This window comes from Novosphingobium sp. (assembly GCF_040398825.1).
Classification (GTDB): domain Bacteria; phylum Pseudomonadota; class Alphaproteobacteria; order Sphingomonadales; family Sphingomonadaceae; genus Novosphingobium.
This window is the reverse complement of sequence record NZ_JBBATI010000004.1, coordinates 31,186-54,745: the sequence shown is the minus strand read 5'-3', so window position 1 is coordinate 54,745 and position 23,560 is coordinate 31,186. Positions and strand designations below refer to the sequence as shown.

The window sequence follows — 23,560 nt, the reverse complement described above, 5'->3', positions numbered from 1 at the left end:
GGATGCTGAGATGAGCGATCTGGTCGAGCCGCGCAAAGTTGATGTGGTCTATGAAACCGAACACCCGGTCCTCTATGAGGTCGACGGTGCGGTGGCGTGGATCACCATGAATCGCCCGGATTTTCACAACGCGCAAAACGGGCAGATGACTTATGCGCTGGATGATGCGTTCAACCGCGCGGTGCAGGATGATGCGGTGCGGGCGATCGTGCTGGCCGGCAATGGCAAGCATTTTTCGGCCGGCCACGACATCGGCACCCCCGGACGCGACTTGCACAAACCGTTTGAAAACCGGCTGATGGTGCAGGGCCATGTCAACAAGCCGGCGGCCGAGCTGCTTTATACGCGTGAACAGGAACAATACCTGGGCATGTGCCGGCGCTGGCGCGATATTTCCAAACCGACCGTGGCGATGGTGCAGGGCGCCTGCATCGCCGGCGGGCTGATGCTGGCCTGGGTGTGCGACCTGATCGTGGCCAGCGAAGACGCGTTTTTTCAGGACCCGGTCAACCGCATGGGCATCCCCGGGGTCGAATATTTCGCGCACGGGTTTGAACTGCCGCCGCGCGTCGCCAAGGAATTTCTGCTGCTGGGCGAACGCATGCCCGCGGCGCGTGCGTACCAGTTCGGCATGGTCAACAAGGTCGTGCCGCGCGATGAACTGCGTGCGGCGACGGCGGCGTGGGCGGCCAGGCTGGCGGCGCAACCGCGCCTGGGCAACTGGCTGACCAAGCAGGCATTGAACCATGTCGAAGAATTGCGCGGCAAGCGCAGCGCAATGGACGCCGTGTTCCACATGCACCATTTTGCCCATGCCCAGAACGACCTGGTGCAGGGCAATTCGATCGGCGGCCTGGGCGCCAAGGAAATGGCCGCCGCCAACAAGAAGCAGGCCGGCGAAGGCTGATGCCAGCTTCAACGTCTTTTGGCGCACTGCACACCGTGTTGACCGAGCGGCTGGGTTGCCGCGTGCCGATCATCCAGACCGCGATGGGCTGGGTGGCGGAACCGTCGCTGGTGATTGCCAGCAGCAATGCCGGCGCGTTCGGGTTTCTGGGCGCGGCGGTGATGACGCCGGATGAATGCCGCACCAAATTGCTGGCGGTGCGGCAGGGCACCGACCGGCCGTTCGGGGTGAATTTTCATTCGTTTCAGCCCGGTGCCGATGCGATTGTCGATCTGATCCTGGCCAACCGTGAACAAGTACGCGCGGTCAGCTTTGGCCGCGGGCCGAATGCGAAAATGATCGGGCGGTTCAAGGATGCCGGCATCCTGTGCATTCCCACCGTGGGCGCGGTGAAACACGCGCAAAAGATGGTCGAGCTTGGCGTCGACATGGTGACCGTGCAGGGCGGCGAAGGCGGCGGGCACACCGGATCGGTGCCGACCACCGTGCTGCTGCCGCAAGTGCTGGATGCTGTCAAAGTGCCGGTGATAGCCTCGGGCGGGTTTGGCGATGGCCGCGGGCTGGTGGCGGCGCTGGCCTATAGTGCGGTCGGCATCGCGATGGGCACGCGGTTTTTGCTGACTCGCGAAAGCCCGGTGCCCGACAATGCCAAGGCTGCCTATCTGCGGGCCGGCACCGACCAGATCATCGTGACCACGCGGCTCGACGGCATTCCGCAGCGCATGGTGCGCACGCCGTTGCTGGACCGGATCGAAAAATCCGGCACGATCGGCATGTGGCTGCGCGCGTTTGAGGCCGGGCGCGACATGAAACGCCAGACCGGCGCATCGTGGCTGCATTTTATCCGCGCCGCGCGCGGGATGACCGGGCACGGCGATGTGCCGCTGCGCCAGGCGATCATGGCTGCGACGATGCCCATGCTGATCCAAAAGGCGGTGGTTGATGGCGACATCGAACACGGCGTGATGGCCACCGGCGTCGTCGCCGGGCGGATCGGCGAAGTGCCCAGCTGCGCCGAACTGGTCGACCGCATCATGGCCGAGGCGGAAAGCCGGCTGGCCGCGCTGGGCGTGCCGCAGGTGGCCTGTGCGGCCTGAACATCAATAAGGACATCACCATGCCCATCACGCTGACCGTCAAGGACCGCATCGCGGAAATCGTGTTCGACCACCCGCCGGTCAATGCGTTCGACAGCGAAACCTGGCTGTCGATCCCCGCGCTGATCCGCGCAGCCGCCAGCGATCCGGATGCCAATGTCGTGCTGATCCGCGCCGCTGAAACCGCGCGCGGATTTTGCGGCGGGGTCGATATCAAGGAAATGCAGGCGCATCCCGAACGCATCACCGTGCTCAACCGTGGCAATTACCTGACCTTCAAGGCGATCCGCGACGCGGAAATTCCGGTGGTGGTGGCCGCGCACAAGTTCGTGATCGGCGGCGGCATCGGCATCTGCGGGGCCAGCGACGTGATCATCGCCGCTGACGATGCGTTCTTTTCGCTGCCAGAGGTTGATCGCGGCGCGATGGGCGGCGCCAGTCACCTGTCGCGGATGCTGCCGCTGCACAAAGTGCGCGCGGCATTCTTTACCGGTGGCACCATCCCCGCGGCCGAAGCCTGGCGGCTGGGCGCGGTCGAAAAGGTCGTGCCGCGCGCCGATCTGGTGGCCGAGGCGCATGCATTCTGCGCGGTGATCGCGGGCAAGAGCCGCAAGGCGCTGGTGATGGCCAAAGAGGCGCTCAACGGCCTGGAGCCGCGCGATGTCGATCGCGGCTACCGCTGGGAACAGGGCTTTACGTTGGAAATGTACATGCACGAAGACAGTCAAAAGGCGCGCGATGCGTTTGTCGAAACCGGCAAGGCGGCAAAGTTCTGATGCACCTGGCGTATACTCCCGAACAGCAGGCTTTCCGCGCTGAAGTGCGCGCGTGGATGCAGGCGCATGTGCCGGCGCACCCGCTGGAACATTATGACGCCAGCCGCGCCGGGTTCGAGGCGCACCGTGCCTGGGAAGCGACGCTGAAATCGGGCGAATGGGGCATGGTCACCTGGCCGCACGAATATGGCGGGCGCGGGCTGGACCTGATCCAGTGGCTGATCTTTGAAGAAGAATACTACCGCGCCGGCGCACCCGGGCGGGTCAACCAGAACGGGATTTTCCTGCTTGGCCCGACGCTGATGGAATTTGGCACCCACGCACAGAAACAGCGGTTCCTGCCGCCGATGGCCAGTGGAGAGGAAATCTGGGCGCAGGCCTGGTCCGAACCGCAGGCCGGGTCTGACCTCGCCGGGGTACGCGCCACTGCGCGGCGCGATGGCGACGACTATGTTTTGAATGGCCACAAGATCTGGTCAAGCCGCGCCGTTTTTGCCGACTGGGCATTCGGGCTGTTCCGCGAACCCGGCAGCGAGCGGCACAAGGGCATGAGCCTGATCTTTTTCCCGCTCACTGCGCCTGGCGTCACGCGCAACCCGATCCGCAAGATCAACGGCCATGTCGGTTTTGCCGAAGTGCTGCTGGAGGACGTGCGCGTGCCGGCGTTCAACCGGCTGGGCGATGAAGGCCAGGGCTGGCACATCTGCATGGCCACCGCCGGGTTTGAACGCGGGCTGATGCTGCGCAGCCCGGCGCGGTATCAGGTGGCGGCGGCTGCACTGGCCGATCTGTGGCGCACGCGCGGCAACAGCGCCGATCCCGCGCTGGAGGCCGATGTGGTGCGCGCGTTCATGAATGCAGAGGCCTATGCGCTCAACATCTATCAAACCGCATCGCGGCTGATGGCCGGCGCCAAGATCGGGCCGGAGGCGAGCACCAACAAGATTTTCTGGTCGGAAATGGACATCCACCTCAACCAGACCGCGCTGGCCATCCTGGGGGCAGAGGCGGAGCTGCTGCCTGAACCCGGCGTGCACGACTGGCTCGATGATTTCATCTTTTCGCTCGCCGGGCCGATCTATGCCGGTTCGAACGAGATTCAGCGCAATATCATCGCCGAGCGCATGCTCGGCCTGCCGCGCTGAAGGGGGACGAACCGATGGACTTCACCTTCAGCGACGAACAGACCATGTTTGCGCAAGCCGCAGCGACGCTGTTCGGGGAAACCTGCACGCCCGATCATTGGCGCCGCATGATGCAGACCGATACGGCGTTCGATGCGGCACGCTGGGCGCAGATTGCCGAAAATGGCTTTACCACCCTGCTGCTGCCCGAATCCGCAGGCGGGCTTGGCCTGACCGAGCTCGACTTTGCGCTGATCGCACAGGCCGCCGGATATGTGGCCTTGCCCGAACCGCTGGTGGAATCTGCCGGGATCGCCGCACCGATGCTGGCGGCGCTGGCGCCCGGTCATCCGCTGCTGGCCGATCCGGCCGTGATCATCGCGATTGCGCCCGCTTGCAACCCGGTCGTGGCCCACGCCGACGTGGCCCACGCGCTGCTGCTGGAACGCGACGGTCATGCCTTTCTCGCTACGCCCGATCAGGTCACGCTGACCCCGGTGGCGACCATCGATCCGCTGCGCCGGCTGTTTCGCGTGGATTGGGACCCGGACCATGCGGTGGACCTTGGCCTGGCCGACTGGGCACAGGCGCTCGATCGCGCAGCGCTGTTTGCTGCGGCGCAGGGGATTGGGCTGGCGCAACGCGCGGTCGATCTGGCAGTGGCTTACGCCAAGGATCGCACCCAGTTTGGCAAACCGATCGGATCGTACCAGGCGGTCAAGCATCACCTCGCCAGCGCGCAAGTGGCGATCGAATTTGCCCGCCCGGTGGTGATCGCTGCCGCCGCGCAGATCGGTCAGCGCGACATTTTCGCTCAAGCCCGGGTCAGCCATGCCAAGATCGTGGCGCTTGAAGCGGCCGACAACGCGGCGCGCGCGTCAATCCAGGTGCATGGCGCCATGGGCTATTCATGGGAAGTGGACGTGCACCTGTTTTTGAAACGCGCGCTCGCCCTGACCAACAGCTGGGGCACACCCGCGTTTCACCGCGCCCGCGTCGGCGCCCGCCTGTTTACCCGCCTGGCCGGTCCGGACCAGACTTTTGCCCAAGACCCACTTTTTGAAAACGAGGCCTGAGATGCCTGAAGCCTATATCATCGACGCCATCCGTGCCCCCGTCGGCCGCAAAAAGGGCAGCCTGGCGCATTTGCATCCGGCCGATCTGGCCGCGCATCCGATCAAGGCGCTGATGGAACGCAATGCGTTCGATCCGGCGCTGGTCGAAGACGTGGTGTGGGGCTGCACCGAAACCATCGGCGGGCAGGCCGGCGATATCGGCCGCACCGCCTGGCTGGTCGCGGGCCTGCCCGAAGACGTGCCCGGCGTAACCATCGACCGGCAATGCGGCAGCGCGCAGCAGGCCGTGCATTTTGCCGCGCAGGGCGTGATGAGCGGCACGCAGGATATCGTGGTGGCCGGTGGCAGTCAGGCGATGAACCGCATTCCGATCATGGCGGCGATGATCGCCGGGCAGACTTATGGCTTTGACAGCCCGTTCATCGGTTCCACCGGCTGGGACGCGCGCTATGGCGATCAGGAAGTGAACCAGATCCGTTCGGCCGAGATGATCGCCGAAAAGTGGCAGATCACCCGCGAAGAGCTCGACGCGTTTGCCTATGCCAGCCACATGCGCGCCCACGCCGCGACTGAGGCCGGCTGGTTCCAGGCCGAAATCGCGCCGCTGGCCGGGCTGGACCGCGATGAAACGATCCGCCCCGGCACCACGCTCGAAGGACTGGCCACGCTCAAACCCGTGCGCGAAGGCGGGCGCGTGACCGCCGGCAATGCCAGCCAGAACAGCGATTGCGCCGCCGCGCTGCTGATCGCCAGCGAACGCGCGGTACGCGATCACGGGTTCACACCGCGCGCGCGCATCCATCACTTGTCGGTGCGTGCCGACAACCCGGTGTGGATGCTGACCGGGCCGATCGCCGCCACCCGCTATGCGCTGAACAAGGCCGGGATGCGGGTGGAGGATATCGACCTGTTCGAATGCAACGAGGCGTTCGCCTCGGTCACGCTGGCCTGGATGAAGGAGCTCGCTATCCCGCACGACAAGGTCAATGTGCAGGGCGGGGCGATCGCGCTGGGCCATCCGATCGGTTCGACCGGGGCCAAGCTGATGACCACTTTGCTCAATGCGCTGGAGCGCACGGGCGGGCGTTATGGCCTGCAAACCATGTGCGAAGGCGGCGGGCAGGCCAACGTCACCATCATCGAACGGCTATGACATGATGCGGGGCGCCCAACCTGCGCCAAACACCAGGCCCCTCCCCTCAGGGGAGGGGTTGGGGAGGGGTGTCCAGCGCCCGTGGGACGCGTGCCATCGCCACGTCGGACACCCCCACCCAACCCTCCCCCTGAGGGGGAGGGCTTTCATCGCCCCGCTGCGGAGCGCTGCATGAGCCCCGAAACCCACATCACCAACCTGCTCTACCGCTATGCCGAACTGATGGACGCTGGCGATCTGGAAGCGGTGGCCGCGCTGTTCACCCACGCCGATGTCACGCTCGGCGGCGGGCAAGTGGTGCATGGCGCCGCGCCGATGCTGGAACAATGGCGCGCGTTCGTGCGCATCCACGCGTGCGGCACGCCGCGCACCAAACACGTGATTACCAACGCGATTGTCGAGGTGGATGCGGACGCGGGCACTGCGGCGTGCCGTTCGTATTACACCGTGTTTCAGCAGACCGACACGCTGCCGCTGCAGGCGATCTGCGCCGGGCGGTATCACGATACATTTGCGCGGGTGGATGGCGTCTGGCGCTTTGCCACGCGCGATTATTCGCTGCTCGACATGATCGGGGACCTGTCGCAGCACTTGTTGCTGCCCGTCCCCGCGCCGACCTTGTAAGGGAGAACACCGTGGGCATTTGCGAAAACCGCACTGTCATCATTACCGGCGCCGCGGGCGGCCTGGGCCGCGCCTATGCGCTGGCATTCGCGGCCGAGGGCGCCAATGTGGTGGTCAACGACATCGGCACCTCGCTGGGTGGCGAAGGCCGCGATACCAGCGCGGCCGACCGCGTGGTGGCCGAAATCATCGCCGCCGGTGGCCAGGCCGTGGCAAATTATGACGACATCACCGACTGGGACGCGGCCAAACGCATCGTTGATGCCGCGGTGGCCGCGTTTGGCGATCTGCACGTGGTGGTCAACAACGCCGGGATCGTGCGCGACCGCATGTTTGTTTCCGCGACGCCCGACGAATGGGATGCGACGATGCATGTGCATCTGCGCGGCCATTTTTGCGTCAGCCGCCACGCGGTCGATTACTGGCGCGCAAAGCAAAAGGCGGGCGGGCAGCCCGACGCGCGGATCATCAACACCTCGTCCGGCGCGGGATTGCAGGGGTCGATCGCGCAGGCCGCCTATGCCACTGCCAAGGGCGGGATCGCGGCGTTGACGCTGGTGCAGGCGGCGGAATTGGGCCGTTATGGCATTACCGCCAACGCGCTGGCGCCGTCAGCGCGCACGCGCATGACCGAACAGGCGTTTGCCGACAAGATGGCAACGCAAGGCGCTGAATTTGACGCGATGGACCCGGCCAATGTCGCGCCCACGGTGGTCTGGCTGGGCAGCACCGAAAGCGCCGATGTCACCGGCTGCGTGTTCGAACTCGAAGGCGGCAAGATCATGCTGGAGCAGGGCTGGCGCGAAGGCCCGGTGATCGACAAGGGCGCGCGGTGGGAACCTGCCGAAGTGGGCGCAGTGGTCGAACAGTTGCTGGCCGAGCGCGTGCCCCCGCGCAAAGTGTGGGGGACCGCCTGACATGGAGTTCGCGTTTACCGACGAACAGCGGATGATTGGCGAAACCGTGCGCGGGTTCTTTGCCGAACACGCCACCAGCGCCCGCACCCGGCAGGCGATGGCGGGCGAGGGGATCGATCGCGCGTTGTGGAGCGCCTTTGCCAGCGAATTGGGTCTGGCCGGGATTGCCCTGCCCGAAACGCATGGCGGCACGGGCCTTGGCATGGTCGAACTGGCGCAAGTGGCGGAAGCCGCCGGCGCGCATGTCGCAGCGCTGCCACTGCTGGGCCATGTCATGGTCGGGCAGGCCATCGCGCAGGGCGGCAGCGACGCGCAACAGGCCGAATGGCTGCCAGCGCTCTGTGCCGGAGACCTGATTTGCGCCGCCACGTGGAAGGCTGAGGTCGTGGTTGCCGGTGGGCGGCTGTCGGGCAGTTTTGCCTTTGTCCCGCATGGTGCGCTGGCCGATCTGCTGCTGGTCACCAGTGGCGACAACGCCTGGATCGTCGATCTCAAGGGCGAGGGCGTGGCGGTTACGCCGCATGTGACAATGGACCAGACCCGCCCGTTTGCCACCATCGTGCTGACTGCTGCTGCTGCCGAAGCGTTGGAACATGGCGATCGCGCAATCAGTGCGGCACAAACCGCCGGGTGGATCTGCCTGGCCGCAGAGGCACTGGGCGGGGCGCAGCAAACGCTCGACCACACAGTCGCCTATTCGCGCGAACGCGTGCAGTTCGGGCGCGCGATCGGATCATTTCAGGCCTACAAACACCGCCTGGCCGACATGATGATCGAAATCGAACAAGCGCGATCAGCCGTCTATTGGGCGGCCTGTGCGGTGGATGAAGCGTCGGACGAAGCGGCGCTGGCGCTGCATGCTGCAAAAAGCTTTGCCGCCGACACCTATTTCATGTGTGCGGGCAACATGATCCAGCTGCACGGCGGCATCGGCTTTACCTGGGATCACGACGCGCACCTGTTTTTCAAACGCGCGCGATCGATTCAGACCATGCTGGGCGATGGTGCATATCATCGTGAGGCCATTGCCGCGATGGTCCTGGGGGCAGCAGCATGAAACTGGGATTTTCTCCGGCGGAAGAGCTGTTCCGCGCCGAATGTGCGGACTGGTTGCAGGCGCAGATGGCCGGGCCTTTCCGCGACATCAAGGGCATCACCACGCTGACCGCCAAGGCCGAACGGCGCAAGGAATGGGAACAGCATCTGGGCGAACATGGCTGGTCGTGCATCGGCTGGCCAGCGGCCTGGGGTGGGCGCGACGCGACGCTGGCCCAGCAGGTGATCTTTGCCGAGGAATATGCGCGCGCCGGCGTACCGGGTCGAGTCAATCACATCGGTGTCGAACTGGCCGGGCCAACCCTGCTGGCGTTTGGCAGCGAAGCGCAAAAGCAGCGTTTTCTGCCCGATATTGCCGCGGGCAAAACCATTTTTTGCCAGGGTTTTTCCGAACCCAATGCCGGTTCCGATCTTGCCTCGGTGCGCACCAAGGGGCGGCTGGACGGTGGCGAATGGGTGGTCAATGGCCAAAAAGTCTGGACCAGCCTGGCGCATATTTCCGACTGGATCTTTGTCGTCACCCGCACAGAGGAAGGATCAAAAGGGCCAAAGGGGCTCACCTTTCTGATGATGCCGCTCGATCAGCCTGGCATCGAAGTGCGCGGCATCCGCCAGATCAACGGCGATGCCGAATTCAACGAAACCTTTTTCACCGACGCGCGTTGCGCCGCCGACAGCCTGATCGGCGCGCCGGGCGATGGGTGGAAGATTGCGATGGGCCTGCTGGCGTTTGAACGCGGGGTTTCCACGCTGGGCCAGCAGATGTCGTTCCGCAACGAGCTGGAGGCGCTGATCGCGGCGGCGCGCGCCAATGGCACCGCACATGATCCGCTGATCCGCCAGCGCATTGCCAGGGCCGAAACCGGGCTTCGTTTGATGCGCTATGGCGCGCTGCGCATGCTGTCGAACACCGACCATTCCAGCATCGACGGCGCGGCGCTGACGTACAAGATCCAGTGGGCCACCTGGCGGCGCAATCTGGGCGAACTGGCGATGGACGTGCTGGGCCAGGCGGGCGAAGTGGCGCAGGGCGAAGACTATGAATGGACCACGCTGCCCAACCTGTTCCTCTTCAGCCGCGCCGATACGATTTACGGCGGTACCAACCAGATCCAGCGCAACCTGATTGCCGAACGCGGCCTCGGCCTACCCCGGGAGCCGCGAGGCGACCTTTGAAAAAATTTGAACCACGAGGTGACCTGTGACCGTACCCGTTCCGCCATATCCCAGCCCGCTTGGCCTGCTGAAGGGCAAATCGGTGGTGATCACCGCGGCCGCCGGCACCGGCATCGGTTTTGCCGTGGCCAAACGCGCGGCGGAGGAGGGCGCGCGGGTGCTGATCAGCGATTTTCACGAGCGCCGGCTGGGCGAAGCCGCCGACCGGATCGCGGCCGAAGTGGGCTGCGAACGCCCGGTCACCTGCGTGTGCGATGTAACCAGCCAGGCCGCTGTCGATGGCCTGCGCGATGCGGCGCTGGCCGCATTTGGCAGCGTTGATGTGCTGATCAACAACGCCGGGCTGGGCGGCGAAGTCGATGTGGTCGCCATGACCGATGACCAGTGGAGCCGCGTGATCGATGTCACGCTGACCAGCCTGTTTCGCATGACCCGCGCGTTCCTGCCGTCAATGTATGCCGCGCGCAGCGGCGTGATGGTCAACAACGCCTCGGTACTGGGCTGGCGCGCACAACGCGGGCAGGCGCATTATGCCGCCGCAAAAGCAGGCGTGATGGCCTTTACCCGCTGCACCGCGCTGGAGGCGGCCGACCACGGCGTGCGCATCAATGCGGTCGCGCCCAGCCTGGCCATGCATCCGTTTCTGGCCAAAGTGACGACCGAAGAACGGCTGGCGGACCTCGTCAAGACCGAGGCCTATGGCCGCCCCGCCGAAGTGTGGGAAGTCGCCAATGTCATGCTGTTTCTGGCCAGCGACCTGTCATCCTATATGACCGGAGAGATTGTGCCGGTGTCGAGCCAAAGGGCGTGACCATGGCGCGCGTGTTTGACCGCCCGGCCGACCTGATCGGCGCAGAAGGGACGGTGCTGGGCCCCAGCGATTGGCTGACGATCGATCAGGACCGCGTGAATGGCTTTGCCGATGTCACCGGTGATCACCAGTGGATTCATGTCGATGTGGAACGTGCAAAGGGCGGCCCGTTTGGCGGCACGATCGCGCATGGCTATCTGACGCTGAGCCTGGTCAACCATTTCCTGCCCGAACTGATCGACGTGCGCGGTTTTGCCCATGCGGTGAATGTCGGCGCAGACCGCCTGCGTTTTCTCAATCCGGTTAGGGTTGGCAGCAAGATCCGCGCGAGCGGAGAGATCGTGGCGGTTGAAGAGATCAAGGGCGCGATCCAGTCGACCGTGCGCGTGACAATCGAGATTGATGGTGAAACCAGACCGGCCTGCGTGATCGACACGATCAGCCGGTATTTTCCGGAGTGAATGCGATGCCCGATGCCAGCCTGATGGAAGCCGCCGTCCACGAATATGTTGCCGCCTTTGCCGCCGGCAGCCCGGAACGCGTGGCGGCGATCTTTGCCCCCGATGCCGCGGTCGAAGACCCGATCGGCACGCCGCCCCATGTGGGCCATGACGCCATCCTGGCGTTCTATACCGCATCGATGCAGACCGGCGCGCGGCTTGAACTGCAGGGGCCGGTGCGCATCGCCGGCGATTATGCCGCGTTTGCCTTTTCGGTGCATCTGCACTGGGATGGCAGCGACAAGCGAGTCGACGTGATCGACACATTCAAGTTCAATGAAGCGGGTAAGGTTATTGAAATGAATGCCTATTTCGGGCCAACCAATTTTCACGGCTTCGGCTGAGAGGACCAGATATGCGTGAAGCAGCCATCGTTTCGACCGCCCGCACCGGCGTCGGCAAAGCCTACCGCGGGGCGTTCAACGACACCGAGGCACCGTTCCTGTCCGCCCATGTGGTCAATGCCGCGCTGGCCCGCGCCTGCATCGATCCCGCGCGCGTCGACGATGTCTATCTCGGCGTCGGCAACCACTGGAACACACAGAGCTACAATCTGGGCCGGTTGACGGTCCACGCGTCGAACCTGCCCGATACCACCAGCGGTTTTACCATGGACCGCAAATGTTCGTCGGGGCTGAATGCCATCGCGTTCGCGGCGCGCGGGATCATCGCCAACGAAATCGATGTGGCGGTTGCCGGCGGGATGGAAAGTATTTCGCTGACCCTTAACAAGCACGCGCCGGCGTTCCGCAACCGTTCGCAAACGGTCACGGCGCACGACCCTTATGCCTATATGGCGATGATCGAAACGGCCGAAGTGGTCGCCGAACGTTATGGCATTGCCCGCGAAGACCAGGACCACTTTGCCGCGCAATCGCAGCAACGCGCCGCCGCAGCGCAGGCTGCAGGCAAATTCGATGACGAAATCGCACCGATCACCGTCACCAAGGCGCTGTTTGACAAGGAAGGCAACGAGACCGGCAAGGAAGAGGTCACGCTGACCAAAGACGAAGGCGTGCGGGCAGGTACGACGTATGAAGCGCTGGCCGGGCTGAAGCCGGTGTTCAAAAATGGCATGGTCATCGCCGAGGGCAAGCATGTGACCGCGGGCAACGCCAGCCAGCTGTCCGACGGTGCATCCGCACAAGTGCTGATGGATCTGACCATGGCACAGGCGGAAGGCCGGCCGGTGCTGGGCATCTATCGCGGGTTCCAGGTGGCGGGCTGTGGCGCCGATGAAATGGGCATCGGCCCGGTGTTTGCCATTCCCAAGCTGCTGGACCGGGCAGGGGTCCGCCTCGAAGATATCGGCCTGTTCGAAATCAACGAGGCGTTTGCCAGCCAGGCGCTCTATTGCCAGCGCAAGCTGGGGATCGATCCCGAACGGCTGAACGTCAACGGCGGCGCGATCGCCATTGGCCATCCGTTCGGCATGACCGGATCGCGGCTGGTGGGCCACGCGCTGATCGAGGGCAAGCGGCGCGGGGTGAAATACGTCGTGGTGTCGATGTGCATTGCCGGCGGTATGGGCGCGGCCGGCCTGTTTGAAGTCGCGTGATCGCACCATGATTGAACAGCCCGGCATCTGGCCACCGACCATCCCCGCAGCGGCGCGGCGCGCGGCGGAGCAATGGCCGGATGCCGTGGCACTGATTGCGGGCGACCACAGTTGGACCTTTGCGCAGCTGTGGGCGGATGCGCGCGCCTGTGCCTCGGCCATGCTGGCCAGCGGGGTCGGGCATGGCGACCGGGTGGGTATCTGGGCACCCAATTCGCGCGAATGGATTCTGGCCGCGCTGGGCGCGCAGAGCGTGGGCGCGGCGATCGTGCCGATGAACACCCGTTTCAAAGGCGGCGAAGCAGGCGATATCCTGCGCCGTTCGCGGGCAAAACTGCTGTTCGCCCCGGCGCAGTTTTTGGGGCAGGACTATGCCGCGCTGATCGCGGGCGAAGACCTGCCCGATTTGCGTGAGGTCATTCCCCTCGATCGCGACTTTGCCGCCTTTGTCGCGCGCGGGCAGGGCAGTCACGATCCGGCGGTCGATGCCGCGCTGGCCACGGTCGGGCCTGATGACATTTGCGACATCATCTTCACCTCCGGCACCACCGGCCGGCCAAAGGGCGCACTGACCGCGCACCGGCAAGTGCCGCAAAGCTTTGGCGACTGGGCGGTGCGGGTCGATCTGCGCGCCGGTGACCGCTATCTGATCGTCAATCCATTCTTCCACACCTTTGGCTACAAGGCGGGCTGGGTCGCCAGTCTGGTGCGCGGGGCGACGATGATCCCGCTGCCGACGTTCGACGTGGCCGAGGTTGTGCGCCAGGTCGAACACAACCGCATTTCCTTCATTCCCGGTCCGCCGACGATCTACCAGTCGCTGTTGCAGGAACTGGCAAGTGGCGAGCGGCGCGATTTTTCATCTTTGCGCGTGGCAGTGACCGGCGCTGCGCCAGTGCCGCCCGCGCTGGTCGAACGCATGCGGCACGAACTGGGCATGCAAAACATCGTCAACGGCTATGGCATGACCGAATGCGGCGTGATCGCGATGACGCGCCAGGGCGATGATGCGGAAACGGTTGCGCATACTTGCGGTTATCCGATGCCTGGTATCGAAGTGCGCTGCGTCGATGATCAGGGGCACGATCTGCCGCCGGGGGTCGCGGGCGAATTGCTGGTGCGCGGGCATGGCGTGACGCGCGGCTATCTCGACGATCCGGCCGCCACGGCAGAGGCGATCGACGCGCAGGGCTGGTTGCACACCGGCGATGTCGGCACGATTGACGCGCGCGGCTATCTGGCGATCACCGACCGCAAAAAGGACCTGTTCATTTCGGGCGGGTTCAATGTCTATCCGGCCGAGGTGGAAAAGCTGCTGGCCGCGCACCCGGCCATCGCCCAGGCCGCGGTGATCGGCGTGCCCGATGAACGCATGGGCGAACTGGGCCGCGCGTTCGTGATCCTGCGCCCGGGCATGACCGCGACGGAGGCCGATCTGATCGCCTGGTCACGCGATGCCATGGCCAATTACAAGGTCCCGCGCAGTTTTGTGGTGGTGGCCGATTTCCCGCGCAACGCGGCGGGCAAAGTGCTGAAAACAGAATTGCGCGGATAAAAGACACATAGGGAGTGAAGGCATGACGCGGTTTGCTGGCAAAGTCGTGATTGTAACGGGCGGGGCATCGGGCATTGGCCGTGCGGCGGCGATCCGCTTTGCCCAGGAAGGCGCGACAGTGTTTGTCGCCGACCTCAATCTTGCCGGGGCGCAGGCCGTCGCGTCCGAAATCGGCGCTGCGGCCCATGCGGTGCATGTCGATGTGGCCAGCATGGCCAGCAACCAGGCGATGGTCGATGCGGTGATGGCAGCAGCCGGCCGGCTTGACGTGGCCTTTCTCAACGCTGGCTATTACGGCGACGCTGATGGCCTCGACACCGTGGATGAGGCGCTGTTCGACCGACTGATCGCGATCAATTTGAAAGGCACTTTCAACGGGATAAAGGCGGTGCAACCGGTGATCGCCGATGGCGGCGCGGTGGTGGTCACCGCCTCGGCCGCAGGCGTCATCGGCCATCCCGCCAATCCGGCCTATAGCGCGGCGAAACACGGCATTGTCGGCCTGGTCAAATCCTGTGTCACCGCCTTTGCCGAACGCGGCGCCCGGATCAACACCATCTGCCCCGGCGGCGTGCTGACCCCGCTGATCGGCGTGCCCGATGTGGCGATCGTGCCGCCGGGTGATCTGGCGCGGGTGCCGCTGCGCGGCATGGGCGGCGCGCAACACGTTGCCGAAGTCGCGCTGTGGCTGGCCAGCCCCGCTGCGGGTTTCATCAACGGCCAGGCGCAAGTCGTCGACGCCGCGCTGCTGTCAACCTTTGCGCCGGTGATGCTGCCGGTCGGGCCATGATACAAGATGCATTTTGTGCAACTGTGTACGTCATTCTCGCACTTGCAGCACGCAGCGAACAAGCCCGTATGAACGTTGCCTTTCAGGCATCCTCTCCCAAAACTTTCAAGGGCCGGCGCAAGCCGGCCCCTTTTTTTGGCGCTGCAGCGCTGCTGAATGAAACGCGCCGGTCCGTGCCATATCCGCGGACCAACGTCGTTTGTAGGCCCCGCGCTATACGCGCGGACCGACCAGTCCAAACGTCGCCCCTTGGGGATCAACGCAGTGGCAGCTGAATTCCCCACCGGGGATCGCGTTGGGCGGGCCAGCCAGTGTGCCGCCGCCGGCCGTTACCGCCGCCACCGCGCGATCGATATCGTCCACCCCGATATAATAATCCCAGTGCGATCCTGGTCCATCGGGCGTGGCCATGCCGATCGCGCCGATGCCGGTGCCCTCATGCTGGATAAAGCGGTATTTGCCCATTGGGCCCATGTCCATGTCGCCCTGCTGGGTCCAGCCGAGCAGCCCGGTATACAGCGCGACCGCCGCGTCCGGATCGCTGGTCCACAATTCGTTCCAGCGCACATGCTGCGGCTCGGTTCGGGAATAAACATCGCTGACAGCATCGGGGTTGTCGGCAGGCGGGGTCGGCGTCATCAGGTAGATGACCGCGCCCTGCGGATCGGCGACCATCGCCATGCGGCCGACATTGTCCATATCCTGTGGCCCCATGAAAATGGCACCGCCGGCATCGACCATGGTCTGCGCCGCCGCATCGACATCGGGCACGTGGACATAACCCAGCCACCCGGGCTTCGCGCCACTGGCAACCATCGCGGGCGCCATCGCCAGCAGCCCGCCGGCGAAACCGCCATCGCCGCGCACGATCATCCGGTAATCAAAAGATGCGTCAGGACCGCTATTGCCGGCATCGATGTTCCAGCCGACCACAGCGTCATAAAACGCCTTTGCGCCGGTGGCGTCGGTGGTCATCAGTTCGTACCAGATGAATGCGCCGCGATCGCTTGCCATGGGACTTACCTCCGGACTCGTGCGGATGTTACGGTACTGTCCATTGTTGCGCTTCGCAAACAAAGAACAAGCAGCCCTTGACCTCAACCTGCCCGGGGGCAGCCCGCCGCACATAGACCTTGTAGCTTTGCCCGGAACGCGGGTCATAGACCGTGCCGCGCCAGGCTGCGCCCTCGAACCGGTCGAGCTTGATCAGTTGCAGGCCTTCGATCGGGCGGTTGCGCAGTGCCGGATCGGGGTTGCGCACGTCGGTGGTCGGGCCACCGGGCGTGCGGCGCAGCACTTTGGTGATGTTGCCACACCAGCCCGGGCCACAGGGCGCAAAGCTGACGATGGAATCGTGTTTGGCGGTCAGCCATGGCCCGGCAATGTCGCGGGCGATATCGGTGGCGCGTGCCGGTTGCACACTGGCGATTGCCACTGCCATGGCGGCAATCGCCCCGCGCGCGATGGCGCGCGCGGGGCTTTGCTGCATCATTCCGCCGCCTCGGCCAGCGCCGGGGCATCGGGGCCGATATATTCACCGGGGAACGCCCCGGTATAGGCGCCGCGGTCGAACGTCGGCACACCATTGACCATGGTCAGCCGCATCGGCGCGGCCTGGCGGGTGTAGCGATAGGTGCGGCCGCCTTCGCCATCGGGCACATCCCACGCCTTTTCTTCGGGGCGACGTTCGATTTCATCCAGGTCGAACACCACGATGTCGGCCTTTTGCCCCACTTTCAGCGTACCGCGATCGTCCATGTGGAAATGGCCGGCGATGCGCCCGGTCAGATATTCGATGCCCTGTTCGATGGTCAGCTGTTTGCGGTCACGCACATAGCGAGTGAGGAACAGCACGTTGTCACCCACGCCGCAGAACATCTGCCCGTGTGCGCCCGAATCGCACAGATTGCCGATGGCCTGCGGATCGGTCAGCAATTTGTCCAACGCTTCTTCGTTGTTGGCAAAATCGCTGATCTTGATGGTCGAATCCGTGCCGTTTTCCAGCAGCCAATCGGCCAGGCCGTCTGACGGATGGGTCTGCCCGTGCACATCCATATAATCCTGCAGCGTGCCGGTAACCGGCCCGACGCCGGTCGCGCTGTCCAGGAAATGGATGTCCTTGGCGTTTTTCACAGGCGAGATTTCAAAGGTCTTTTCCCACGAATCGCGTGCGCGGGCGCGCCATTCGGGGTCTTCCAGCATGGCGAACTTGGCCGGTTCGCCCTTGGCCTGGATCATTTCGCTCCACACATAGTTGTTCGATTGCGCGAACAGCAGCGACGAATTGAAACTGACGATGGTGGTTGGCGAAATCACGTGGAAACCTGGCCACACGTCGTTGCCTTCGGCCTTGTTGCGCGCGTGCAGCGCCTCTGCACCTTCGATTGCGAACGCCTGGAATGCCAGGGTCGGCACGCCGCCGGCGATCTGCATGCGGATGCCGTGCTTTTTGGCCAGTGCGCTCATCCGTTCGGAATTGGGCAGGCCATCCAGCCGCATAAAGAAATCGACGATCACCTGCACGCTGGTGCCGGGGTGGCGCGCGATCACGGCAAACAACGCGTCAAATTCGGCATCATCGGCCTTGCGAGTCGGGATCGGGCGGTCGTTCTTGTCATGGTCGAGCAGGTTGCTCGACATGCCGAGCGCGCCGGCCGCCAGCGCGTCTTCCAGCAGATCGCACATCTTGGCGATTTCGTCAGGGGTCGCGGCGCGGTCCCACGCTTCCATCCCCATCACCGCCAGGCGAATGGCGATATGCCCGACATAGGCGGCATAGTTGACCGGAATTTTCACATTGCGCTGCATCGACGCCTTGTATTCGCTCCACGTTTTCCAGTCCCACGGCAGCAGGTCCTTGAACGGCTTTTCCGGGATATCTTCAAAGAAGGAAAAGATATCGACCATTTCCTGCCGCACGGCCGGGTCTTCATGCACCGGAGCAGCGGCAAAACCGCAATTGCCGTTGACCGACGTGGTCACGCCATAGCCTGGCATCGGGTCGAGCGTCGGCATCCACCACATCGGTGCGTCATAATGGTTGTGCGATTCGATAAAGCCCGGGGTCACAAAACAGCCCGTGGCGTCAATCACGCGTTCGCGGCGTTCGGGTTCGATATCCGGGCCAATGGCCACGATCCGGCTGCCGCGCACGCGCACGTCGGCGTGATAGGCCGGGGCGCCGCTGCCATCGACGACGGTCCCGTTTTTGATGAGGTACTTGTCCTGCATGATGAACTCTCCCGCTGGTCTGGGGCCAGTTTGCCTGGCCATGATCCTGCCCGATCATATTACCGCGCAGTGTGCCCGAGAGTGACCCCCATCATCTGTCCAAGAGGCAATCAAATGATCCCGACGGGCCAATCTGATGATCCGTTTCACCAAAGACCCGGCGCGTCTTGTTCCAGGTCAATGTAAACCAAAATGGCAACACAAATGGCGCGCGGGCCTGGCGCAAATGCTCTGGCCCGAAACAGCGATCCGGGAGAAACGCGATGAACGAAATGAGCACCATTGCCCCAACCCCTGTCCCCCTGGCCCCCATTCCGATGGCCACCCGCGACGATACCCCCGGCTTTGCCCGCGGTTGGTACGTCGTGGCCGAAGGCGCCGATGTCACCGCCGATACGATGTTGCCGCTGGCCTATTTTGGCGAACAGCTGATCGCCTATCGCGATGAAGACGGCGCAGCGCACGTGTCCGATGCGTTCTGCCCGCATCTTGGCGCCCATTTCGCCAGCTTTGACGGCCAGATCGACAAGGGCGATATCGTCTGCCCGTTCCACAAGTGGCGTTTTTCCACGAAAACCGGCAAATGCACCGCGATCCCCTATACCAAGGTGATCCCGCCGCAGGCCGCGCTGACCACTTATCACACGCGTGAATTTGCCGGCACGGTGATGATGTGGTGGGACCCGGCCGGCGGTGCGCCCGATTATGAACCGTCGGACTTGCGCGAAACCTTTGCCGACCGCACCTGGATTCCCTATGCGGAAAAACTGAAGGAAGGGCGCGCCCCGTTCCGCGACCTGTTCGAAAACCTGTTCGACACCGCGCATATCGAACAGTTGCACAAATCGGTCGGCCTGCCGCAGATCGACGCGGTCACACGCACCGCCTGGGGCATGCAGGTCGATTATGCGCCATCGGATGAACAGATGTTCCCGATCAAGCACATGCAGTTCAATTTTTCGGGCATCAGCTTTGTCAGCCATGTCGTGCTGGGCGAAGGGTTCGGGTTTATCCAGAACGTGTCGGCCACCCCGATCGACAAGGAACGGTTCCAGCTGCACGTGCGGATGTACATCAGCGACACCGGATCGAAAGAAATGAACGACATGATCGGCGGCGCCTTTGTGCAGCGCGTGCTGGATGAAATCGACCAGGATTTCGAAGTGCTCAATTTCAAGAAGCACCTGAAACGTCCGCTGATCTGCGCCGGCGACGGCCCGATCATGCGCTATCGTGACTATGCCAGCGAATTTCTGCCGGCCTGAATCGAAACTGGCCGGGGGTTTCGTACCGGAACCCCCGGCCGATCTGCCCGCAGGGTCATTCTGCTTGACGCAAAGGTGCGCGCAACCAAAAAGGCGCGTGCCGCCGCGTTGGTGGCACAGGACCTTTGCCCGATGATCATTGCCTCGATCCCCGATTTTCGTGAAGCGGCACGGCGGCGACTGCCGCATTTCCTGTTCGAATACATCGATGGCGGCAGCTATGCCGAGGTTACGCTGCGGCGCAATGTTGCCGATCTGGAATCGATCGCGCTGCGCCAGCGGGTGCTGCGTGATATTTCGCAGATCGACATGTCGACCACGCTGTTCGGGGTGAAACAAGCGCTGCCGGTGGTGCTGGCGCCGGTCGGGCTGGCCGGCATGAACGCCCGGCGTGGAGAGGTGCAGGCGGTGCGCGCCGCCAATGCCGCCGGTGTGCCATTCACGCTGTCCACCGTGTCGGTATGCCCGATTGCAGAGGTTGCCGCCGCAGCCGATCGCCCGTTCTGGTTTCAGCTGTATGTGATGCGCGACCGCGCGTTCATGCGCGATCTGATGGCGCAGGCCAGGGCCGCCGGGTGCAGCACGCTGGTGTTCACGGTTGATCTGCCGGTGCCGGGCAGCCGCTATCGCGATGTGCGGTCGGGGCTGGCGGGGGCGCCCGGATTGGCGGGCAGTCTGCGCCGCTTTTCACAAATTGCAGCGCGGCCTGGCTGGGCCTGGGATGTCGGTCTGCACGGCGCACCGCACCAGCTTGGCAATGTCGTGCCGATGCTGAAGGGCAAAACCGGGCTGGCTGATTTCATGGCATGGATGGGCCGCAATTTTGATCCGTCAATCAACTGGGCCGATCTGGAATTCATCCGCAAGGAATGGGACGGAACGCTGATCATCAAGGGTATTCTTGATCCCGATGATGCGCGTGCGGCGGCCGATCTGGGTGCTGACGGCATCGTCGTGTCCAACCACGGCGGGCGCCAGCTGGATGGGGTGCTGTCCACCGCGCGCGCACTGCCGCCGATTGCCGATGCGGTGGGCGGCCGCCTGACCGTGCTGGCCGATGGCGGGGTACGATCCGGGCTGGATGTCGCGCGGATGTTGGCGCTGGGCGCCAACGGGGTGTTGCTGGGGCGGGCCTGGGCGTTTGCGCTGGCGGCCGAGGGTGAGGCGGGGGTGTCCAAAATGCTGAAGCTGATTGCGGCCGAATTGCGCATCGCGATGGCGCTGGGCGGGTTTACGCGGATCGACGAGATCGACCGCGCGGCACTGGCGGCATACTGATGGCGGGATCGACCAAGGGGCGCAACGCGATGGCGCTGGCGGCATGCATGCTGGCCGGTGCACCATTCGCCCATGCCGCTGCACCGGCGCCATCGGCCAAACCGGCAGCAACGCCAGTGACCAAACCCGCAGCCGCACCGAAAGCCAGTCTGGCACCCAAACCCGCAGCCACGTATGCCGCCACGCCACCCGCACCCCCAGCCGCAACACCACCACCGTTTGTGGTGGAGGAGGCGACGATTGCCCAGGTGCACGCGGCGCTGGCAAACGGGCAGTTGACTTGTCGTGGTCTGGTCGATGCCTATCTGCGGCGTATCGCCGCCTATGACAAGATCGGCCCGGCGCTCAACGCGATCATCACGATCAACCCGGTCGCAACCACAATCGCCGATGCGATGGATCTGCAACTGGCCAAATCGGGCATGACCGGGCCGCTGTTTTGCGTACCGATGATCGTGAAGGACAATTTTGAAACGCGCGGGATTCAAACCACCAATGGCTCGCTGGTGTTCGCTGGTTATGTGCCCACCCGCGATGCCACCCAGGTCGCGCGTGCAAAGGCCGCCGGCGCGATCGTGCTGGCCAAAGCGAACATGGCGGAATGGGCGTTCAGCCCGGTCGAAACCGTCAGTTCGATCCTGCCCGGCTATACCCGCAACCCGTATGACACCAACCGCGTGACCGCAGGATCAAGCGGCGGGACCGCCGCCGCGATCGCCGCCAGTTTTGGCCTGGTCGGGCTGGGCAGCGATACCGGCGATTCGATCCGTGGCCCGTCATCGCACCAGGCGCTGGTCGGCCTGCGATCGACCATGGGCATGACCAGCCGCGCCGGGGTGTTTCCGCTGAACCTGCGCGCCGACATTGCCGGGCCGATGGCGCGCACCGTGGCGGATATGGCGACACTGTTTCAGGTGATCGCCGGGCCCGATCCGCGCGATCCGGTGACTGCGACGGCCGCCACCCACCCGGTGCCCGATCCGCGTGCCGTGCTGGTGGCCGACGGTCTGAAAGGGGTGCGCATCGGCGTTCTGCACGAGGCTTATGATCGCGCGACCGCCGATCCCGAGGTCATGGCCGCGTTCCGCACTGCGCTGGCTGATCTGGCACGCGCGGGCGCGACGATTGTCGATCCAGTGCGGGTGATCGGCTTTACCGAACCGCCGGTCTATTCCGGGGCTCCGCCATGCCTGGGATTTAAAAACGATATCAATGCGTTCATGCACGAACGTGTGGACCAGACTCACGTTGCCGATCTGACCGCGGTGATCAAATCGGGCAAATTTCACCCATCGGTGGCCAAGCGGCTGGAAGATGCGGACAAGGCCACGGTCAACCCGATCGATTCCGACGCGTGCAAGGTGGATGACGCCTATCGCACCCGGTTGCGCGGGTCGGTCGAGGCGGCGATGGCGGTCAACCGGGTCGATGCGCTGGTCTATCCAACCTGGAGCAATCCGCCCCGGCTGATTGGCGATCTCAACACGCCGGCCGGTGACAACAGCCAGATCTTTGCGCCCTATACCGGCTTTCCCGCGATCAACGTGCCAATGGGCTATGTGCGCGGTGGGACTTTGCCGGTGGGCCTGACCATGCTCGGCCGCCCCTGGGCAGAATCGGGGCTGATCACGTATGCCTATGCCTATGAACAGGCGACCCGGCATCGCCGACCGCCAGTGGCAACCCCGCCGGTGCCATGAAGGGCAGTTAGCGTGAGCGGCGCGCCGTGGTACAGCATTATGACAATCAAACAGAAAGACCAGCCCATGCCCACCGCCACCTGGAACGGCACGATCATCGCCCAGTCCGACGACACCGTAGTGGTGGAGGGCAACCATTATTTCCCGCGCGCCAGCGTCAATGCGGCGCTGCTTAAGGAAAGCGCGACAACCACGCATTGCCCGTGGAAGGGCACCGCGCACTATTACACCGTGGTCACGCCCCAGGGCGAAAACCCCAACGCGGCCTGGTATTACCCCGAACCGAAAAGCGCCGCGGCGCAAATCACCGACCGCATCGCATTCTGGAAAGGTGTAACCGTCGCCTGACCGGGCGGATTCGCGCCATATGCGCCAGCTTTGGTATTTCCCGGCCAAACCCTCACACCCGCTCGTCCTGAGCCTGTCGAAGGACACGCGCGACAGCCGATTCAGGCAGCCTTGCTGGGCGTGGGGCCGGCGTTGGCACGCATCCTTCGACAAGCTCAAGGATGACCGGGTGGAGTGAGTTGGGCGAATGCGGGCCGCAGTGACGAAGGAACCGTGCGCACAATGTAACGCGCAGGCGCACAACCCGCACACCTGCGTTGCATAGCGTATTGTCTTTTTGGCATAAGGCGTGTTTTAATTGAACCACCGTTCCACAGCGAAAGGACCAGCCAGACCGTTCTAAGCTTGTCTGCATGACCATGTGGGAGAGTCCGGTTGTTCGCATCCGGCGCCGACGGAGCAACCCCCCAGGAAACTCTCAGGCATCAGGGACCGCATGGCCTGGACACTCTGGAGAGTGATGGCGCGCTCACACGCAGCCATCCGCCGAAGGAGGAAGCCTGATCGCGGGGGCACCCCGCACAGGTCAAACTCTCAGGCACAAGCGACAGATGGGGATCTTGCGATTGCCGGGCACTGACAGCCCGGTCCTGTCCAGACCCCCATCAAGGATGCAAC

Annotated in this window: 23 protein-coding genes and 2 riboswitches; of the genes, 20 read left to right on the top strand and 3 right to left on the bottom strand. The window is 64.1% G+C overall.

The window, feature by feature from the left end:
- Positions 1–10: 10 nt before the first annotated feature.
- The 16 genes from ABWP89_RS03485 to ABWP89_RS03410 all read left to right on the top strand — a co-directional run bounded on the left by ABWP89_RS03485 (position 11) and on the right by ABWP89_RS03410 (position 15,120).
- Positions 11–907 carry an enoyl-CoA hydratase gene (locus tag ABWP89_RS03485; RefSeq protein WP_353227264.1) on the top strand — a complete coding sequence of 299 codons (897 nt, stop codon included), beginning with the start codon at positions 11–13 and terminating at the stop codon, positions 905–907.
- Positions 907–2,004 (top strand): NAD(P)H-dependent flavin oxidoreductase, encoded by a 1,098-nt coding sequence (locus tag ABWP89_RS03480; protein WP_353227263.1) that lies wholly within the window; start codon positions 907–909, stop codon positions 2,002–2,004. The genes ABWP89_RS03485 and ABWP89_RS03480 overlap by 1 nt, the downstream gene beginning before the upstream one ends.
- A gap of 20 nt (positions 2,005–2,024) precedes the next feature.
- The gene (locus ABWP89_RS03475) at positions 2,025–2,780 is read left to right on the top strand and encodes an enoyl-CoA hydratase family protein (protein WP_353227261.1); all 756 of its coding nucleotides are present in this window, start codon (positions 2,025–2,027) and stop codon (positions 2,778–2,780) included.
- Positions 2,780–3,925, top strand: coding sequence for an acyl-CoA dehydrogenase (locus ABWP89_RS03470; protein WP_353227260.1), 1,146 nt, complete (start codon positions 2,780–2,782; stop codon positions 3,923–3,925). Before ABWP89_RS03475 ends, ABWP89_RS03470 begins: the two co-directional genes overlap by 1 nt.
- Positions 3,926–3,939: 14 nt before the next feature.
- The gene (locus ABWP89_RS03465; RefSeq protein ID WP_353227259.1) at positions 3,940–4,980 is read left to right on the top strand and encodes an acyl-CoA dehydrogenase family protein; all 1,041 of its coding nucleotides are present in this window, start codon (positions 3,940–3,942) and stop codon (positions 4,978–4,980) included.
- A 1-nt stretch (position 4,981) separates the two neighbouring features.
- A complete protein-coding gene (locus ABWP89_RS03460) occupies positions 4,982–6,133 on the top strand; it encodes an acetyl-CoA C-acetyltransferase (RefSeq protein ID WP_353227258.1) in 1,152 nt (383 codons plus the stop codon).
- Positions 6,134–6,304: 171 nt separating this feature from the next.
- The gene (locus ABWP89_RS03455; RefSeq protein ID WP_353227257.1) at positions 6,305–6,757 is read left to right on the top strand and encodes a nuclear transport factor 2 family protein; all 453 of its coding nucleotides are present in this window, start codon (positions 6,305–6,307) and stop codon (positions 6,755–6,757) included.
- An 11-nt stretch (positions 6,758–6,768) separates the two neighbouring features.
- Positions 6,769–7,674 carry an SDR family oxidoreductase gene (locus ABWP89_RS03450; RefSeq protein ID WP_353227256.1) on the top strand — a complete coding sequence of 302 codons (906 nt, stop codon included), beginning with the start codon at positions 6,769–6,771 and terminating at the stop codon, positions 7,672–7,674.
- 1 nt (position 7,675) lies between these two features.
- Positions 7,676–8,731, top strand: coding sequence for an acyl-CoA dehydrogenase family protein (locus tag ABWP89_RS03445; protein ID WP_353227255.1), 1,056 nt, complete (start codon positions 7,676–7,678; stop codon positions 8,729–8,731).
- Entirely contained in the window at positions 8,728–9,906 is a 1,179-nt protein-coding gene (locus tag ABWP89_RS03440) for an acyl-CoA dehydrogenase family protein (RefSeq protein WP_353227254.1), read from the top strand. The genes ABWP89_RS03445 and ABWP89_RS03440 overlap by 4 nt, the downstream gene beginning before the upstream one ends.
- Positions 9,907–9,931: 25 nt before the next feature.
- Positions 9,932–10,717 (top strand): SDR family oxidoreductase, encoded by a 786-nt coding sequence (locus ABWP89_RS03435; RefSeq protein ID WP_353227253.1) that lies wholly within the window; start codon positions 9,932–9,934, stop codon positions 10,715–10,717.
- Positions 10,718–10,719: 2 nt separating this feature from the next.
- Complete coding sequence (locus ABWP89_RS03430; protein ID WP_353227252.1) at positions 10,720–11,178, top strand: MaoC family dehydratase; 459 nt, start codon at positions 10,720–10,722, stop codon at positions 11,176–11,178.
- A gap of 5 nt (positions 11,179–11,183) precedes the next feature.
- Positions 11,184–11,561: a steroid Delta-isomerase gene (locus ABWP89_RS03425; RefSeq protein WP_353227251.1), complete on the top strand. Its 378-nt coding sequence runs from the start codon at positions 11,184–11,186 to the stop codon at positions 11,559–11,561.
- A gap of 11 nt (positions 11,562–11,572) precedes the next feature.
- Entirely contained in the window at positions 11,573–12,775 is a 1,203-nt protein-coding gene (locus ABWP89_RS03420) for an acetyl-CoA C-acyltransferase (RefSeq protein ID WP_353227249.1), read from the top strand.
- 7 nt (positions 12,776–12,782) lie between these two features.
- A complete protein-coding gene (locus ABWP89_RS03415) occupies positions 12,783–14,330 on the top strand; it encodes a FadD3 family acyl-CoA ligase (protein WP_353227247.1) in 1,548 nt (515 codons plus the stop codon).
- 22 nt (positions 14,331–14,352) lie between these two features.
- The gene (locus tag ABWP89_RS03410; protein WP_353227246.1) at positions 14,353–15,120 is read left to right on the top strand and encodes an SDR family NAD(P)-dependent oxidoreductase; all 768 of its coding nucleotides are present in this window, start codon (positions 14,353–14,355) and stop codon (positions 15,118–15,120) included.
- 213 nt (positions 15,121–15,333) lie between these two features.
- Here the strand turns inward: ABWP89_RS03410 and ABWP89_RS03405 are convergent, their stop codons facing one another.
- From ABWP89_RS03405 to ABWP89_RS03395, 3 genes are read right to left on the bottom strand one after another with little or no spacing between them, the layout of a single operon-like run.
- On the bottom strand, positions 15,334–16,134 hold the full coding sequence (locus ABWP89_RS03405) for a VOC family protein (RefSeq protein ID WP_353227245.1): 801 nt from the start codon (positions 16,132–16,134) through the stop codon (positions 15,334–15,336).
- A 28-nt stretch (positions 16,135–16,162) separates the two neighbouring features.
- Complete coding sequence (locus tag ABWP89_RS03400) at positions 16,163–16,612, bottom strand: DUF2147 domain-containing protein (protein WP_353227243.1); 450 nt, start codon at positions 16,610–16,612, stop codon at positions 16,163–16,165.
- A complete protein-coding gene (locus ABWP89_RS03395) occupies positions 16,609–18,393 on the bottom strand; it encodes an N-acyl-D-amino-acid deacylase family protein (protein ID WP_353227242.1) in 1,785 nt (594 codons plus the stop codon). The genes ABWP89_RS03400 and ABWP89_RS03395 overlap by 4 nt, the downstream gene beginning before the upstream one ends.
- A 275-nt stretch (positions 18,394–18,668) precedes the next feature.
- On the opposite strand from ABWP89_RS03395, the gene ABWP89_RS03390 reads away from it, so the two are divergent.
- From ABWP89_RS03390 to ABWP89_RS03375, 4 genes are all read left to right on the top strand, one after another.
- Positions 18,669–19,616 carry a Rieske 2Fe-2S domain-containing protein gene (locus tag ABWP89_RS03390; RefSeq protein WP_353227240.1) on the top strand — a complete coding sequence of 316 codons (948 nt, stop codon included), beginning with the start codon at positions 18,669–18,671 and terminating at the stop codon, positions 19,614–19,616.
- A 132-nt stretch (positions 19,617–19,748) separates the two neighbouring features.
- A complete protein-coding gene (lldD, locus tag ABWP89_RS03385) occupies positions 19,749–20,894 on the top strand; it encodes an FMN-dependent L-lactate dehydrogenase LldD (protein WP_353227239.1) in 1,146 nt (381 codons plus the stop codon).
- The gene (locus ABWP89_RS03380) at positions 20,894–22,594 is read left to right on the top strand and encodes an amidase (RefSeq protein ID WP_353227238.1); all 1,701 of its coding nucleotides are present in this window, start codon (positions 20,894–20,896) and stop codon (positions 22,592–22,594) included. Before lldD ends, ABWP89_RS03380 begins: the two co-directional genes overlap by 1 nt.
- Before the next feature lie 66 nt (positions 22,595–22,660).
- Positions 22,661–22,942, top strand: a complete 282-nt coding sequence (locus ABWP89_RS03375) for a DUF427 domain-containing protein (RefSeq protein ID WP_353227237.1) — start codon at positions 22,661–22,663, stop codon at positions 22,940–22,942.
- A gap of 352 nt (positions 22,943–23,294) precedes the next feature.
- Positions 23,295–23,387, top strand: a riboswitch (glycine riboswitch).
- 4 nt (positions 23,388–23,391) lie between these two features.
- Positions 23,392–23,494, top strand: a riboswitch (glycine riboswitch).
- The last annotated feature ends 66 nt before the right edge of the window (positions 23,495–23,560 follow it).